Raw genomic sequence first — 16,219 nt, forward strand, 5'->3', positions numbered from 1 at the left:
ATAGAGGTGTTCTTTCGAGAATGCCTTTAGGGATTTTTACGCAAAAATTTATGGATAATGACAAGATTCATCGTACGGATACTCATGTAAAGATGTGCCTCTGTGTACTTAAAACTAAATGTAAGATGATGAAAAGTATAGAAGATTAAGTCATACAGAAAACATAAGTAAGCTATCGATGACTCATTTGGGAAAATGAGGAACTAAAGATGAACAATGATGTTCAAGTAATATCGAAAGAGTTAAGAACTACATTTCCAAGTAACCTTGGAACATATGAAAAGATTGGACCAAATACATGGAAATGGGCGTTGTTATTTGCCTATTTTGCGATGGTGGTCGATGGCATTGATATTATGCTGCTGTCTTATAGCTTGACCAGTTTAAAGGCAGAGTTTGGTTTAAGTACCTTTCAAGCGGGTGCATTAGGTAGTGCTTCTTTAGCAGGCATGGGTATTGGCGGTATTTTGGGTGGTTGGGCATGTGACAAGTTTGGTCGCGTACGAACCATTGCCAACTCGGTGACTTTCTTTTCTGTAGCGACTTGTTTGTTAGGCTTTACGCAAAGCTTCGAGCAATTTATGGCTCTACGTTTTATAGGTGCTTTAGGAATCGGGGCACTTTATATGGCTTGTAATACCTTAATGGCTGAATATGTACCGACTACTTACCGTACAACGGTATTGGGCACGTTACAGACGGGTCAGACTGTAGGTTATATTGCTGCGACGTTATTAGCTGGCGCAATTATTCCAGATCATGGCTGGCGCGTTTTATTCTTCCTGACCGTAGTACCTGCTTTCGTTAATATTTTCCTGCAACGCTTTGTGCCAGAGCCAAAATCTTGGCAGCTCACCAAAATTGAAAGCTTGCAAGGCAATAGACAACCTAAAGAAATGGTGGTGGCTGAAAAGCCGAAAAGTGGCAGTATTTATAAGCAAATTTTTAATAACTTTAAGCACCGCAAGATGTTTTTGTTGTGGATGACCACAGCATTCTTCTTGCAGTTCGGTTATTACGGCATTAACAACTGGATGCCAAGTTATTTAGAAACAGAAGTGCATATGAACTTTAAAAACTTAACCAGTTATATGGTGGGTTCATATACCGCAATGATTCTAGGCAAAATTTTAGCGGGTTATCTGGCTGACAAATTTAACCGCCGTGCCGTTTTTGTGTTTGGAACAATAGCCAGCGCCGTGTTCTTGCCAATCATTATTTTCTTCAATACCCCTGACAATATTTTGTATTTATTGATCACTTTTGGCTTCTTATACGGCATACCATACGGTGTGAACGCGACCTATATGGCTGAAAGTTTTTCAACCGATGTGCGCGGAACAGCCATTGGCGGTGCTTATAACATTGGTCGTGTCGGGGCTGCTATTGCACCAGCCACGATTGGTTTCTTAGCATCGGGTGGAACTTTTACCATGGCCTTTATTGTGATGGGCGCTGCGTATTTTGTTGCGGGTGTATTGCCGGGCTTATTTATTAAAGATCGTCAGTACGATCCACAAAGACAATCATAAACAATGAAAAGAAGGTGCGTTGAGTGCCTTCTAAAAGATAAGGGTATCGTTATGGGTGCATTACAAGGAATTCGGGTTTTAGATTTAAGTCGTGTGCTTGCAGGGCCTTGGTGTGGGCAAATCTTGGCAGACCTTGGCGCGGAAGTCATTAAAATTGAACGTCCTCGAGTAGGTGATGATACCCGTATGTGGGGTCCACCATGGATGCCCGATCAAAATGGAAACATGACCCGTGAATCTGGTTATTTTCAGTGTACCAATCGCAATAAATATTCGGTTGCGGTAGACATAACCACACCCGAAGGTCAGGCCTTAATTTATGAAATTGCCAAGACTGCCGACGTCGTCATTGAAAATTATAAGACAGGGTCTTTGGCTAAATATGGTTTGGACTACGCGTCATTAAGTGAGTTGAACCCGAACATTGTTTATTGCTCGATTACCGGTTTTGGGCAAGATGGCCCACGTGCAGAAGAACCCGGTTATGATTTTATTATTCAGGGTATGTCTGGCTTAATGAGCATTACTGGCGAGCCTGATGATGTGGCAGGTGGTGGTGCGCAAAAGGTTGGTGTGGCTGTTGTAGATATTCAAACTGGATTATATTCCACCATTGCCATTCAAGCTGCCTTGATTGCACGTTCGCACACAAGGCGTGGTCAGTATATTGATATGTCACTCCTTGATGTGCAGGTCGCGGCACTGGCAAATCAGGGAATGAATTATTTAGCCTCAGGTAAAGCTCCACAACGCATGGGTAATCAACACCCAAGTATTGTGCCGTATCAAACTTTTAAGGCTAAAGATAAAGAATTTATTATTGCTTGCGGTAACGACAAACAGTTTAAAGATTTGTGTATTGCGATTGGTTATCCAGAGCTACTCGAAAATGAAAAGTTTGTGCGTAATCAGGACCGCGTCAAATATCGAAATGAACTGATTCCTTTATTGTCCGAGCACTTTTTACAGAAAACTGCTAAAGAATGGGTCGACATGATTCATGCACTTAAAGTACCTGTAGGTGTTATCAACTCTATTGAAGATGCTTTAGCTGAACCACAAATTGTACATCGCAACTTGGTGGTAAATATTCCTCATCGTTTAAATGAAAACTTCCAAACCATTGGTTCACCAATCAAGTTATCTGATACTCCAGTTGAATATCATCATGCACCACCAGAACTAGGCGAACATACTGCTCAAATCTTATCGAGATTTAAAACAGCAGAAGAGCTTGCTGCATTAAAAGAGAAGGGCATTATTGATGGGAAGATTGCTTAATCAAAATCTCATCTATTCAATTGCAGCTCTAGGGCTGCAATTATAAATTTTTGTTAATATTAAATAATTGATTAATTGAACTTTTCATATTTATCGCAAGTGTTTCATCGAAACCATCGACTAAAAAGCGGCTAATTAAGCCTTCAATCACCGTATAGATTAGCTCAGATAAAGCTTCACCATTCGGCATATTACAGTTTGCGGCTATGAGCTCTTTAATCCATTGTTTATGGGCTTTTGAAATTGAAATAATGTCTTGGTCATCTTGATTAGATTCAGCAACTGCTCTTACAAATAAACATCCTTTAAAAAAATCTTGCCTAAACCAGTTGGTGTGCCAATCCAGAATCTTATTGATGGCCTCTAACCCTGTTGCATCTCCTACATAGCCCAAAAGACTTTGCTTAAACCGTTCATCACGTGCAACGAGCACAGACTTAACCAGTTGATTTTTATTTTTATAGTACGTGTACATGGTGGTTTTGGAACAGCCAGATTCATCGCGAATCAGGTCAACGCCAACCCCGACAAAACTATTTTCATTAAATAGCTTCTCGGCTGTATCTAATATTTTTAAGGCAGATTTTGACATAAAAATTTTCCAAAAAATAAAATAGTACAGATCTGTACTATTTGGAATTTTATCTATATGCTTTTTAAAAAGCAAATTTTTGTTTGAGGAAAAAACCATGTTCTCGATCTTTTATGGCAAAGAAAAATTGGCTCCATCGCCCACTAAATTTGATATTTTAAGAAGCCTTGTTGGGGGGACGGTCAGTATTTTTATACTTCTGTGGCTGAGTAAGGTCACACATAATATCTTTATCATGGCGCCGTTTGGTGCAACCTGTGTATTGCTGTATACCGTGTCACAGTCACCTTTGGCACAGCCCAGAAATATTATATTTGGGCATCTTATCTCAGCTTTTGTGGGTTTGTTTTTTCTAAAATTTGTCGGTGTTTCAATTTTTACAATTGCTTTTTCAGTGGGCTGTGCAATTGCGCTCATGCAGGTTTTTAAATGCGTTCATCCACCTGCTGGAGCTAATCCTTTGGTTATTTTGCTCACCGCAAGCAGCATACATTATGAGTGGAATTTCTTAATTTTCCCTGTTTTGGTGGGTGCAGTGTCTTTAGTTTTAGTGGCGATGCTCATTAATAATATTAAAGCGAGTACGAAGTGGCCAATGTATGGCTTGGGAATTTTAAACAGTAAAAAGTAGGGATGGCATGAAGTGTTTTGAGCTTAAAATAATGAAAGTATTCACTACGCCAAGATAGTGAATACTTTTGAATGAAATTATGATTTCTTGGAAATACGTTCTTCGATAGCAAATTTGAGTAAAGAAGCACTGCGGTAAAAACCGTGTGCGAACTTACCAAATGGCATGGTAATAAAGAAAGTCATGACAGTGGCTAAATGGAAAATCAGTAAAAGTGCCATGTAAGGGGTATTGCGAAATGCCATGAGTGCTAGCCCTGAAGCGCTAACGATAAGTAGAAGGAAAATAAAGCCTCGATCTACAGGTTTTTGCTCACGGTCACCATGCAACGGATGACGTTTAAGATTTAAATAGAGTAAGCCTGCAGGCCCGACAACTAAGCCAATTCCACCTAAAGTGCCTAAAATCACAGGCAAGCTTAGGTAAGGATAAGGTGCATGTAGGTCAAGAAAATAATGATATAAAGTCGCTACACCTGTAGCTGCAAAGCAGAGCATAAAGCCATAAAACGTCAGGTGATGGAACACACGGCGGATTTGTGTATAACGATCATCTTGCTCATTACAGCCTTTGCCATGACCGCCATCTAAATATTTAAGTGTTAATACGTTTTGGGTGGCTTGAATAAGGTCTGGTTTCTCAACTTTGCCGTGAATGACTTTAGAAGTTTGTCGCCAGAATTTGCTAATTCCAATGCCGAGCAGAACAATTGCAACTGTAAAGGTCGCTCCAAACAATAGGGCTAAAAAGTTATGCGGGAAAATCGCATAGAAATTACCTTGATAGCCTGCAAACAGGTCGGTGCCTTTGTACCACACCACGGCTAACATACACAAAAAGAAAATAAGTGTTAAAGCTGAGACAAAAGGAATACCCACAGATTTATAAAGTCGACCTAAAGGCTGAGGGGTCGCAAACTCTTGGTAAGTTTCTAAACGTACTTGTGCCATCGCTTTTGGAATGTTTACGCCAAACTCATGCGGTGGGGCATATTGGCAAGCGTGTAAACACGCACCACAGTTATGGCACAGGTTTGCGAGGTAATGAATATCGGCTTGATTAAACTCAAGTCGTTTGGTCATGGCCGCAAATACAGCGCAAAAAGACTCACAGTAGCGACAAGCATTACAAATCTGTAGAGCTCTTTGGACTTCTTGCTCATGGTCAGAGAGCTGAACAACTGGAATTAGGGCTTTGCTATTAGCATTCATGTTCAACTCCTTGTGAAAGTGCATAGTGGGCGGCATTTTTTCCGGCAATTCGTCCAAACGTCGTTCCGATCGACATACCGACACCTGCGGTATAACCCTGACCAAGTACGTTACCTGCCATCATTTCGCCTGCGACAAACAGGTTAAGGCTTGGCTTATTGTTAAAACGCACAGCAGCATCGTCTTCGACTTTTAAACCTAAATAGGTAAAGGTAATGCCGGGTTTAAGGGCATAGGCATAGAAGGGTGGCTGGTCGAGAGGAACGGCCCAATGAGTTTTGTTGGGAACAATATTTTCGGTGGTGCAGTCATCTAAAACAGTATGGTTAAAGGTGCCTTGCACACAGGCTTGATTAAATTCTTCTACGGTATGGCATAAGGTTTTGGCATCTAGCCCGATTTTTTCGGCTAACTCTTGAATGCTATTTGCTTTTACGCCAGCAAATACAGGTGGCATAAAACGACCAATGGCTTTTGAATCAATAATCGAATAAGCAATTTGCTGCGGCTGTTTAGCTACAAGACGCCCCCAAATCGCATAACGTTTTGGCCAGAAGTCTTCGCCCTCATCGTAAAAACGTTCAGCTTTGTTATTAACCACAATTCCCAGTGAAACGCAGTCAATACGGGTACAGATGCCGCCGTCATATAACGGTGCGCGCGCATCTACAGCGACACAGTGCGATTGTGATGGGTCACCAATAATATCGGCGCCTTGATCTATCATAAATTTGAGCAAGTTGCCTTGATTAAAGCGGGTTCCGCGAATAATGAAATTATCGGCAGGCCATTCGCCGTTTTCATTTTGTCCCCATGCTTCTCTTAACCATTCCAAATTTGACTCAAAACCACCGGCGGCCAATACACAGCTTTTTGCTTTAAATACACGTCCATCTTCAGCAATTGCAGCTTCAAAATGTCCTTGATTTAACTTTAGATCTTTAATTTTTGTGTTGTATAAAATTTCGATACCAAGTTCTTGAGCACTACGGTAGTACGCATTAATGAGGGCTTTACCACCACCCATAAAAAATGCATTGGTACGTGCAACATGCAAAGCACCCGATAGTGGCGGCTGAAAATTAACACCATGTTTAAGCATCCAGTCGCGGCAAGTCGCCGTGCTACGAATCACTAGACGAGCTAAATGTTCATTGGTTTTGCCCCCAGTCACTTTAAGTAGATCTTGCCAATATTCTTCTTCGGGGTAGGCATCGACCAATACATCTTGAGGAGCATCATGCATGCAGCGAAGGTTACGAGTGTGTTGTGAGTTACCACCACGCCACTCTTTGGGCGCTGCTTCTATTACCAGCACAGAAGCACCACTTTCTTTTGCCGTGAGCGCGGCACACAGTGCGGCATTCCCACCACCAATTACAATCACATCATGCATGGATTTCTCCCTTTCTCAGCTAGGGCTAATGTAGCTTTAAAAGGAAAGGTGAAGTGAGAGGCTAAGCTTGAATGGGTGTTTAGTAAAAATAAACACTAACAGCTTAAGTGTTTATGAGTTCCGCACCGGGCCAGCGCTTTTCATTAATCAAGTTTGCTACACAGGCACGAATCACCACTTTCGTGGCTAAGGTGGCAGGCGAGAGTTCTTCTTCAGAGAGGCTAATTAAATAATTAATACGCTCAATGGCAGGTTCTACAACGCGCAGTAAACATAGGTCTTGCCGCGAATTTAACGATGCACCCGCAGGTTGGATGGTTGCCATTTCGAGTTGGCTAATGCTTTCCATTAACAAATGCAGCCCATCAATTTCATAGGCCACTTTAAGCTGATGAATTTTCTGTTCGAGCAACAAGCGCAGTCCATGTCGTTGACTCGGTAAAATCAGGGGAAGTTCTTTAAGCTGTGAATGATTAATGGTTTGAGTATCGATACAGCTTTCAAGGTCGTACTGGCTCAGCACTTCTTTAGGCGAGATTAAAAACATCTGTTCTTTGACTAAAGACTGTATGGCCCACTGTGGGTCGACATCGTCACTAAAGATGATGGCGACATCGAGCTGCCTTGCATTCACCAAAGCTTTGAGGTCACCCGATAAGCCTTCGATTAAACGAACTTTAATGTCGGGGTAACGGTTTCTCATCAGTTTTAAAAAATGAGTGCCTATAACAGACGCAACACTCGGCGAAAAACCGACGGTGACGTGGCCACTTAAACGTGAAGAATGCGCAGAGTCTACGGCATGGTCTAGGTGTCTAAGTGCCAGTTGCACTTGTTGAAAAAAAGCTAAGCCCGCAGGGGTGGGAACCGTACCCAAAGCGGTACGTTGTAAAAGGCGAATAGAAAGCTCGCTTTCTAATTTTGAGATTTGCTGACTTAATGCAGAAGTTCCAATATCGAGATTTTTTGCAGCTTTACCCAAGCTTCCTGACTCGATCACTGCAATAAAATACTTTAATTGTTTCAGTTCCACGGCAAATACTACATTAACCTTTATGGATTAATTCTACACTGGTTTGTCGCTATAGTTTTTACTCTATTGCTTTGAGTAAACCACTAAAAGAGTAAAGGCAACATCACCTCAAGATGTTGCCTTTTAGAGCTTTTATTCTTTAACCTGCTCAAGACCCTGTTCTTCAATAATTTGGGTGGCTTGTGGCGATTTCACAAATTTAATTAACTCTTTTGCGACTTTTGCATGTTCCGAGTTTTTACCAATGCCTGCCGCAAATACCGTCACTTTTTGATAAGGTGCAGGGATTGGGCCGACTAATTCAACTTGACCATATGTGCCAGTAAAAGGTTTGATTTCACTAATTTGCTGGAAACCAATATCAAACTGGCCTTCAGCGATACGTTTTGCAACGCGGTCACCAACTACTTTTTCTGCCTTACCCGAAATTACTTTGTACTCGACAGGCGGGAAGCTTGGGAAAACATCTTTTTCAAGATGCGTACCACTCGCACTTGCTGAATAGCCTATGTGCTTGGCATTTAATAAAACTTTTTCGAATTTTGCCGCAGAGCTAATATCTGGCTTTGGTGCACCTTTAGGCACAGCCATGCCAATGCTTGAATTTACTAAAGCACTTTGTGAATTGGGGTCTACATAACCCTTTTCTGCGAGCTTGTTGAGTTCAGGAGCAGCCAAGACTACCACATCAAAACGTTCACCACGATCGAGTCGATTTGGAATTGCAGTCGGTGATGCGCCCATTGATGAACCAGACGAGAGATGCACAGTATGGCCTGTTTGTTTTTCAAATAATGGAATGAGTTTTTCCATAGATGAATAAAAACCGCCTGAGCTAATCACTTCGATTGTATCTGCGTTAGTAAGAGTTGAGCCTAAGCCAGCACCAGCTAGGCAAATGGTCATGAAGATAGGGGACTTTTTCATAGTATCTCGCTTTAATGACAGGAGAACACAGTACGGAGACGTAAGATCTGCCGTACTGTTCATTAAAATTTCAGGTTAAGTAGTTGTTGTTTTAAGCGCTAATTTTTGCAGGTTCAGCAATCGCATCAGTATTTTTCTGTTTAGAACCGCGGCATAGATACAAGCTTGAGATGAGGCTACAGACCGCAGCAAGCATGAGCCAGAAAGCAGGGGTACTTGGGTTGCCTGTGTTTTCGACAAGGAAGGTACAAGCCATTGGTGTCATACCACCAAAAATAGCGGCTGCAAGGCTGAATGCTAAAGAGAAACCAACTGTACGCACACGTTTCGGCATCACTTCTGCAAGGGTTGCGACCATGGTTCCGTTGTACATACCAAAGAAGAACGAGAAGTAAGCAAGCGTAATTAGAAGGTTTGAGAAGCTAATGTTGCTCACTAACCAACTTAAAACTGGATAACTTGTAAAGAGAGCAAGTGTGGTAATGCCGACTAGAACTGGACGGCGGCCAATTTTGTCTGAAAGCAAACCACCCATTGGTAACCAGAAGAAATTAGACAAACCAACAAACACGGTTGCTAAAAGGCTATCTGTTACTGACATTTCTAAAGTACGTTTTGCATACACTGTGGTGTAAACCGTAATAAAGTAGAAAGTGGTCGTCGTCATCGCACTCATCATCATGCCTGCAAGGACGATGCGCCAGTTGCTTGCCAGTGTGCTAAAAATTTCTTTTGTTGAAGGATGAGTCTTTTGCGCTTTAAAGTCTTCGGTTTCCTCTAAAGTACGACGGAACAAAAAGATTAAAGGAATAATCAAACAACCGATTAAGAACGGAATACGCCAGCCCCATTCACCCACTTGAGCAGTAGTTAAAATGGTGTTGAGCCAGTAGCCAAGTAATGCAGCAAACACAACAGCAACTTGTTGGCTGCCAGACTGCCAGCTTGTGATAAATCCACGATTTTTATCCGTTGCAATCTCTGCGAGATAAATCGACACACCGCCAGATTCAACACCTGCCGAAAAGCCTTGTAATAGACGTCCAATGACCACCAAAATCGGCGCAATAATACCTATGGTTTCATAACCCGGTACAAAGGTAATTAAGATGGTTCCGATGGCCATAAGGCTTAAAGTAACAATGAGACCTTTGCGTCGACCAACTCTGTCGACATAAGCGCCCAAGAAAATAGCGCCGAGAGGACGCATAAGAAAACCCGCAGCAAATACGGTAAATGTCATCATTAAAGAGACATATTCATTTTCAGAGTGGAAAAATTTTGCCGCGATATAAGTGGCATAGAAACCAAAAAGAAAAAAGTCGTACTGCTCTAAAAAGTTGCCACTCGTTACATTTAATATTTTTTTAAAAGTAGCCCTACGGTTATTCACGACATCCATTGGAGACCTCCTTGGCCTGACAAAATGGAAACATTCACGATTTTCGAGGCTGGACCTAAATTGATTCAATCAATAAATCTAAAGAGCAAATGGGTTAGAGATGAGATTTAGCGAGGTCCTTTGCAGAAAATGTGATGCCTTGTTTCCAGTTCAAACTACACATCTATATTTCGATAAGCAGAAAACCACTTATCATTCGGACGAAAATGTAATCTCAAAAAGCGGGAGGGAGTGAGAGGGCAAAATTAATTAGGTATTTAATAAAATTAATGACTCTTTATAAAATAATTTCAGAACATGGCCAAATCTGGTTTTGAATCAAATCTTTCACGCAAGCCTTAATGGCTGACTTTGCGGCAAGTGCGGCAGGTGATAATTCTTCTTCGGCAAGGCTCACCAAATAATTGATTCGTTCAACTTCAGGTTCTACTAACTTGAGTAATTGAAGTTTATGTTTGTACTCTTGCAGACAAGCGCTGCCTGGGCGGACACTGGCAAGGTCGAGGTGAATTAGACTGTCCATGAGTAAGTGTAGGCCATCAATTTCATAGACGACATTAAGCTGACCAATCTTGTGCTCAAGCAACTTTCTTAAACTATGGCGCTGACGTGGTAGTACTAAAGGAAGATCTCCAATTTGTTGAGACTGAATAACGCCACTTTTGATGCAGTCGGCAAGACCGTATTTTTCAAGCACTTCCTTGCGTGCCATTAAATACATTTGCTCACGTACTAAGGGTTGAATCGACCACTGTTTATCAATTTCATTGGTAAAAATAATCGCGATATCGAGCTGACGCGAGTTAATGGATTGAATTAGATTGCCCGATAGCGTTTCCACAATCTCTAAACGAATGTCTGGGTAACGTTCAGACATTAGTTTCATTAAAGGGATGCCAATCAAGGCAGTAATGGTCGGTGGAAAACCAAGGCTGACATGTCCAGACAGTCGTGCAGAATGAGCAGCATCTACCGCGAAGTTCACTTGACGTAAAATAAGTTGAGAATGTTTTAAAAAGGCGAGTCCTGCGGGAGTAGGGGTTACACCAAAGGCATTACGCTGTAATAGACGAATGCTTAGCTCTTGTTCTAATTTACTAATTTGCTGGCTAATAGCAGAAGCACCCACATCAAGTTTTTGGGCAGCTTTACCAATACTACCTGCTTCAACCACAGTCAAAAAATATTTTATTTGCTTGATTTCCATAATAAATGTGTTCGCTCATCATCCTTGATTTAATTGATACAGATATGAAGGATTGGGAAATCTATCATGTGCTTTAATATTAACAGCAATCCATAAAAAAGATCTTCAATTTGATATTCTAAAAATAATAAAACGATCTTTTTCAACTTTAATATTAAAATTTATTCTCTAACTTTTATTTATTATTACGATAAATTTACCTTTAAATTTTATTCTCTCCCATTTTATTTTTCTTAGAATTTTAACCTATTTAATTTTACTAATGCCCCCTTTAATTTATTGGTATCACGATGTTTTCTTGATCTGTGCTTTAATCTTTTCAAATGAAAAAAGGAGCACATTAAATGCATGATGCATTAGAAAATATGATGGATTTACAAATGATGAAGAAGAGTAACTGATTCAATAACTATTGGAAAAATGTATGAGTATTTAGCTCATTTGATCAGAAGGGAAGATTGGGTAAACAGGTTTATTTATTTGAATATTAACGTTACCCATAGCATGGATATGCAAAAGACAACGCAATAGATTACGTTTTTACTATCTTGTTGTTATTCATCAGTATTATTTAACCGAAGCATTTTTAGATATTTCTGCAAAGGTTTTAATTCTCATTATAGATCTGGTGATTGTCCTAACTTTCCCTCTACTTAGCTATTTTTTTCAGTCGATTGATTCGTAATTTTTATAGTAACGCTGCATTACTGAAGTTCGATGTGAAAAGCGCATTTCAAAACATAAGACCAAAACTAAAAACCAATAAGCATGATCGTGCCAAGGAGGTCGATTATGGAGATTGGTAAAAATCAAAATATGAATAGAGCAAAACGTTATAAGGATGTATGTAACATGAAAAATTTAACTTTACTCGCATTAACATGCGTCAGTGTGACAATGGCTGGGTGTGGATCAGGAAATGCTTCTAAAGAGGCGGGTCAGCCAAAACGTCCGGAATGTATAGCCCCAGCTAAGCCGGGTGGCGGGTTTGATATGACCTGTAAATTGATTCAATCTGGCTTTAAACAAACAGACCAACTCAAAGATCCAATACGCGTAACCTATATGCCAGGTGGGGTTGGTGCCGTAGCCTATAACAAAATCGTTAACAGTGACCCTGCGAATAATAATGCCGTGGTTGCATTTTCCACTGGTTCACTCTTGAACTTAGCACAAGGAAAATTCGGACACTTCACTGAAAAAGATGTGAAATGGTTGTCTGGCGTCGCCGTCGATTATGGTTTGGTTTCGGTACATAAAGACTCACCATTGAAAAACCTTGATGACTTGATGAAAGCACTCAGAGAAAACCCAAAAGCACTTAGCTTTGGTGGTGCCGGAAGTGTGGGTGGTCAAGACTGGATGCAAACAGCAATGTTGGCAAAAAAAGCAGGTATTAGTCCTGCCGATTTAAGATTTGTTGCACTTGAAGGCGGTGGGGAAGTGCTGACTTCATTATTGGGACAACATATTCAAGTTGGGGTAGGCAATATTAGTGAAGTCAGTTCATACGTAGAGTCTGGTGATATTCGGGTTTTGGCAGTTTTTGCTAACAAACGTTTAGACGGGAAGTTTTCAAAATTACCTACTGCAAAAGAGCAAGGCTATGACATTGAGTGGCCGGTGATCCGTGGTTTCTATATGGGACCAAAGGTGAGCGATGAAGCCTATGGTTGGTGGAAAAATGCCTTCGACAAAATGATGGCTAACCAGAAATTTGACGCAGTCCGTGAAAATCAGGATCTACTTCCATTTCAGCTGACAGGTGAAGAACTCAAAGCTTATGTTTATAAACAGACCGCGGAAATGCGGCAGTTATCGCAAGAATATAAATTATCACAATAACAAATCGGCTGGGTTGAGAAGCTATTTTTCAGCTCAGTTTTTTTCTGAGGATAGATGATGAAATCTGAACGGATTCTTACCGCCATTATTACGGTTTGTGGGTTATTTTTGTTGATTTATGCGAGCAATTTTGAAGCCCCAATTTCCTACGATCCAGTGGGTCCTAAAGCTTTTCCTATTTTATTAATGGGCTTAATTACAGCGAGTGCAGCGTATCTCACTATTCGACCGGCCATTATGTTTGAACCCGTGGAATTGGGATGGACAAAACATCTAGTCGTTAAGTTAGCGTTGTGCGCTGTGGCTTTAACGCTATACGCATTAGTTTTTGAATGGCTCGGCTTTATTGTTGCAACCCTGTTGATGACCATTGCAGTGGGCAAACTTTTCCATGGCAAAACCATACCGGTTTTGGTGACAGGTTTGGTACTTAGCATGAGTACCTACTATATGTTTGACCGTTTCTTGGATGTGCCATTACCACTTGGATTTTTTGGTTAAGGATGACCCGATATGGATGTATTAAGTTTTTTAATGATGGGGTTTGAAGTTGCCTTGCAACCGCAGAATCTTTTAATTGCTTTGATTGGCGCATTTATTGGAACGATTGTTGGCTTATTACCAGGTTTAGGTCCAATTAATGGGGTGGCAATTTTATTGCCGTTTGCTTACGCTTTGGGTTTACCCGTAGATAGTGCCTTGATTCTATTGGCAGCGGTTTATTTGGGCTGTGAATATGGCGGACGTATTTCAGCGATTCTGTTAAACGTACCCGGAGATGCCGGAGCCATTATGACCACCTTAGATGGTTATCCATTGGCACAGCAAGGAAAGGCAGGAATTGCATTGTCTTTGTCATCGGTCAGTTCCTTTGTTGGGAGTACGGTCGCTTTTATTGGGATTGTATTGTTTGCTCCTATACTGGCGAAATGGGCAATTGCATTTGGTCCCGCTGAATATTTTGCTCTGATGGTCTTTGCAATTGTTTGTTTAACTGGTCTGGTCAGTACGCAGCCTTTTAAAACCTTGATTATGGCACTCATGGGCTTAGCACTTTCAACTGTGGGAATGGATGCAATTACAGGTGTATATCGCTTTACCTTTAACAGTGTCGGTTTAAGTGATGGAATTGCTTTTACTACTTTGGTTATTGGCTTATTTAGTGTAAGCGAAATCCTATTAATGCTCGAACGTACGACAATTGGTCAAGTTGCTTTAAAACAAGGAAAGCGTTCTCTTTTTAATCTTAAAGAGTTCATTTTCTCGTTAGTTGCTATTATTCGCAGTTCAGTGATTGGTTTCTTCTTAGGTATTCTTCCGGGAGCAGGCGCAACCGTTGCAAGTGCAATGGCCTATACCACTGAGCGAAAAATGGCAAAAGATAGTAGCAAGTTTGGTAAAGGTGATTTACGTGGGCTTGCTGCACCAGAAAGTGCGAATAACGCAGCTGCTTGTGGTTCATTTGTACCCATGTTGACACTCGGTGTGCCGGGTTCGGGAACGACTGCGGTCATGATGGGCGCCTTGCTTATGTACAACATCGCACCAGGTCCACAGTTATTTGTTCAGCAACCAGTATTGGTATGGTCGCTGATTGCATCGCTTATGGTGGGTAATATCATTCTGTTGGTATTAAACTTGCCATTGGTAGGCTTCTTTGCCCGCATGCTGAGTATTCCTAATTACATTCTGATCCCGATCATCGCAAGTGTGAGTTTTGTAGGTGTATATGCTATTCATAGCAATATCTTTGACTTGCTGCTCTGTATGGGCTTGGGTGTATGTGGATATATTCTCAGAAAATTTGATTTTCCTTTAGCCCCACTGATTCTTGGTTTTGTACTTGGCGAATTAATGGAATCGAATCTGCGCCGTGCACTTTCAATTTCTCAAGGGGAACTTGATGTCTTATGGAGCAGTAACATTAGTATAGGACTTTGGATCATGTCAGGATTATTATTGATCTTGCCAATCGTTCGTAAATACTTGTTTATCAAAAAGCAACAAGCTTAATAGGACAGCAATAATAGTCAGCATTGGTTGGCTATTATTGCTCTGAATTATGGAAAAAATAACCTCAAATCTCAAAGGATTAGCAATTGCTCTGGTCGGAGCTTTAATTGCCAAATATCTACATATTCCCTTGCCTTGGTTGCTTGGCCCTTTATTGACGGCCTTATTGTTCGGTAGCGTTGGTCATCCACTTGCCTGTGATCCCCAGTGGCGACGCATAGGACAGGTTATTATTGGTATGGCGTTAGGCCTATACTTTTCACCAGCTTTGGTACAGGCAGTGGCAGCATATTGGGGCTTTATCCTCATAGGTTTGGCATGGTCACTTGTGTTGGGGACGTTGCTGGCTGGATTGCAATATCGAGTTAATGCCTTGGATTGGGCTACTGCATGGTTTTCTTCTGCGATTGGTAGCGCCAGTGAAATGGTGAATATTGCAGAGCGACACCAAGCTCAAGTCGATAAAGTCGTTGCTGCTCATAGCCTAAGAATTGTGATTTTGGTTGTGCTGGTCCCAATTTTTATGGAACTTTATTTTCATGTCGAATGGACTGGTTTAAAGATACCAGTGTCAGATCAATTTAACTTTTTTCAGGTCGTCTTACTGTTTTGTTTGGCTCTGTTTGTTGGTCAGGTTTTTCAATTTTTTAATCTTTTGAATGCTTGGATTTTGGGGCCACTCGCCATTATCGGGTTATTGTCATTTTGCGGAATACTTCAGATGAAATTGCCTGAATGGTTTACTGCCTTTGGTCAAGTCTGTATTGGTTGGTCACTAGGTAGCAAATTTCCATTTAGCTTTTTAAGGAAAAATAAAAAATTTATTGGAATCACACTAATATTCAATTTACTGGCTTTAGTGTTATCGATCAGTGTTGCTTTATTACTGGTTAATTTAAGTCATACAGAAAAACAAATCTTGATTTTAGGTCTTTCTCCCGGAGGCATCGCAGAAATGTCACTGATGGCTAAAGCTCTCGGACTCGCAGTACCCATTATTGTTTCCTTTCAACTCTCAAGATTAATTTTCGTAATTCTCACTACACGCTTTTTTTATCAATACAGTCTGCAATTGTTTTTTAAATCTAAAAAGTAAGACTTCCTAGGCAACTGAAGAGAATGTTTAGGTGGGGAATATCTATGGTTAGC

14 protein-coding genes are annotated in these 16,219 nt (G+C 40.9%); 7 read left to right on the forward strand and 7 right to left on the reverse strand.

What is annotated here, in order from left to right:
* The first annotated feature begins 209 nt into the window (after positions 1–209).
* Complete coding sequence (locus tag KTI79_RS13150) at positions 210–1,532, forward strand: MFS transporter (RefSeq protein ID WP_086375857.1); 1,323 nt, start codon at positions 210–212, stop codon at positions 1,530–1,532.
* Between the two features lie 51 nt (positions 1,533–1,583).
* A complete protein-coding gene (locus tag KTI79_RS13155; RefSeq protein WP_032055198.1) occupies positions 1,584–2,813 on the forward strand; it encodes a CaiB/BaiF CoA transferase family protein in 1,230 nt (409 codons plus the stop codon).
* A gap of 40 nt (positions 2,814–2,853) precedes the next feature.
* Here the strand turns inward: KTI79_RS13155 and KTI79_RS13160 are convergent, their stop codons facing one another.
* Positions 2,854–3,405: a TetR/AcrR family transcriptional regulator gene (locus KTI79_RS13160; RefSeq protein ID WP_032055199.1), complete on the reverse strand. Its 552-nt coding sequence runs from the start codon at positions 3,403–3,405 to the stop codon at positions 2,854–2,856.
* Between the two features lie 97 nt (positions 3,406–3,502).
* On the opposite strand from KTI79_RS13160, the gene KTI79_RS13165 reads away from it, so the two are divergent.
* Entirely contained in the window at positions 3,503–4,036 is a 534-nt protein-coding gene (locus tag KTI79_RS13165; RefSeq protein WP_032055201.1) for an HPP family protein, read from the forward strand.
* Positions 4,037–4,113: 77 nt separating this feature from the next.
* Here KTI79_RS13165 and tcuB read toward each other — a convergent pair whose 3' ends face one another.
* From tcuB to KTI79_RS13195, 6 genes are all read right to left on the reverse strand, one after another.
* Entirely contained in the window at positions 4,114–5,247 is a 1,134-nt protein-coding gene (gene tcuB / locus KTI79_RS13170) for a tricarballylate utilization 4Fe-4S protein TcuB (RefSeq protein WP_032055203.1), read from the reverse strand.
* Positions 5,237–6,643 carry an FAD-dependent tricarballylate dehydrogenase TcuA gene (tcuA, locus tag KTI79_RS13175; RefSeq protein ID WP_032055204.1) on the reverse strand — a complete coding sequence of 469 codons (1,407 nt, stop codon included), beginning with the start codon at positions 6,641–6,643 and terminating at the stop codon, positions 5,237–5,239. Before tcuA ends, tcuB begins: the two co-directional genes overlap by 11 nt.
* A gap of 103 nt (positions 6,644–6,746) precedes the next feature.
* Positions 6,747–7,676: a LysR family transcriptional regulator gene (locus tag KTI79_RS13180; RefSeq protein ID WP_032055205.1), complete on the reverse strand. Its 930-nt coding sequence runs from the start codon at positions 7,674–7,676 to the stop codon at positions 6,747–6,749.
* Positions 7,677–7,808: 132 nt separating this feature from the next.
* The gene (locus KTI79_RS13185) at positions 7,809–8,603 is read right to left on the reverse strand and encodes a substrate-binding domain-containing protein (RefSeq protein WP_032055207.1); all 795 of its coding nucleotides are present in this window, start codon (positions 8,601–8,603) and stop codon (positions 7,809–7,811) included.
* Positions 8,604–8,694: 91 nt separating this feature from the next.
* The gene (locus KTI79_RS13190) at positions 8,695–10,005 is read right to left on the reverse strand and encodes an MFS transporter (protein ID WP_014208455.1); all 1,311 of its coding nucleotides are present in this window, start codon (positions 10,003–10,005) and stop codon (positions 8,695–8,697) included.
* Between the two features lie 277 nt (positions 10,006–10,282).
* A complete protein-coding gene (locus KTI79_RS13195) occupies positions 10,283–11,212 on the reverse strand; it encodes a LysR family transcriptional regulator (protein ID WP_000403821.1) in 930 nt (309 codons plus the stop codon).
* Between the two features lie 792 nt (positions 11,213–12,004).
* Between KTI79_RS13195 and KTI79_RS13200 the strand changes: the two genes are divergently transcribed.
* From KTI79_RS13200 to KTI79_RS13215, 4 genes are read left to right on the forward strand one after another with little or no spacing between them, the layout of a single operon-like run.
* On the forward strand, positions 12,005–13,057 hold the full coding sequence (locus KTI79_RS13200) for a Bug family tripartite tricarboxylate transporter substrate binding protein (protein ID WP_032055209.1): 1,053 nt from the start codon (positions 12,005–12,007) through the stop codon (positions 13,055–13,057).
* Positions 13,058–13,111: 54 nt separating this feature from the next.
* The gene (locus tag KTI79_RS13205) at positions 13,112–13,558 is read left to right on the forward strand and encodes a tripartite tricarboxylate transporter TctB family protein (RefSeq protein ID WP_005803309.1); all 447 of its coding nucleotides are present in this window, start codon (positions 13,112–13,114) and stop codon (positions 13,556–13,558) included.
* 12 nt (positions 13,559–13,570) lie between these two features.
* On the forward strand, positions 13,571–15,070 hold the full coding sequence (locus KTI79_RS13210; RefSeq protein WP_032055211.1) for a tripartite tricarboxylate transporter permease: 1,500 nt from the start codon (positions 13,571–13,573) through the stop codon (positions 15,068–15,070).
* A 49-nt stretch (positions 15,071–15,119) separates the two neighbouring features.
* Positions 15,120–16,166 (forward strand): AbrB family transcriptional regulator, encoded by a 1,047-nt coding sequence (locus tag KTI79_RS13215; RefSeq protein WP_032055213.1) that lies wholly within the window; start codon positions 15,120–15,122, stop codon positions 16,164–16,166.
* The last annotated feature ends 53 nt before the right edge of the window (positions 16,167–16,219 follow it).

The sequence above is a fragment of the Acinetobacter sp. WU_MDCI_Abxd143 genome (genome assembly GCF_025514195.1).
Classification (GTDB): Bacteria; Pseudomonadota; Gammaproteobacteria; order Pseudomonadales; family Moraxellaceae; genus Acinetobacter; species Acinetobacter pittii_H.

Coding starts and splice junctions, on each gene's coding strand:
- KTI79_RS13150 (WP_086375857.1), top strand. CDS start 210: ATGAACAATGATGTTCAAGTAATATCGAAAGAGTTAAGAACTACATTT.
- KTI79_RS13155 (WP_032055198.1), top strand. CDS start 1,584: ATGGGTGCATTACAAGGAATTCGGGTTTTAGATTTAAGTCGTGTGCTT.
- KTI79_RS13215 (WP_032055213.1), top strand. CDS start 15,120: ATGGAAAAAATAACCTCAAATCTCAAAGGATTAGCAATTGCTCTGGTC.
- KTI79_RS13200 (WP_032055209.1), top strand. CDS start 12,005: ATGGAGATTGGTAAAAATCAAAATATGAATAGAGCAAAACGTTATAAG.
- KTI79_RS13195 (WP_000403821.1), bottom strand. CDS start 11,212: ATGGAAATCAAGCAAATAAAATATTTTTTGACTGTGGTTGAAGCAGGT.
- KTI79_RS13205 (WP_005803309.1), top strand. CDS start 13,112: ATGATGAAATCTGAACGGATTCTTACCGCCATTATTACGGTTTGTGGG.
- KTI79_RS13165 (WP_032055201.1), top strand. CDS start 3,503: ATGTTCTCGATCTTTTATGGCAAAGAAAAATTGGCTCCATCGCCCACT.
- KTI79_RS13190 (WP_014208455.1), bottom strand. CDS start 10,005: ATGGATGTCGTGAATAACCGTAGGGCTACTTTTAAAAAAATATTAAAT.
- KTI79_RS13185 (WP_032055207.1), bottom strand. CDS start 8,603: ATGAAAAAGTCCCCTATCTTCATGACCATTTGCCTAGCTGGTGCTGGC.
- KTI79_RS13210 (WP_032055211.1), top strand. CDS start 13,571: ATGGATGTATTAAGTTTTTTAATGATGGGGTTTGAAGTTGCCTTGCAA.
- KTI79_RS13160 (WP_032055199.1), bottom strand. CDS start 3,405: ATGTCAAAATCTGCCTTAAAAATATTAGATACAGCCGAGAAGCTATTT.
- tcuA (WP_032055204.1), bottom strand. CDS start 6,643: ATGCATGATGTGATTGTAATTGGTGGTGGGAATGCCGCACTGTGTGCC.
- tcuB (WP_032055203.1), bottom strand. CDS start 5,247: ATGAATGCTAATAGCAAAGCCCTAATTCCAGTTGTTCAGCTCTCTGAC.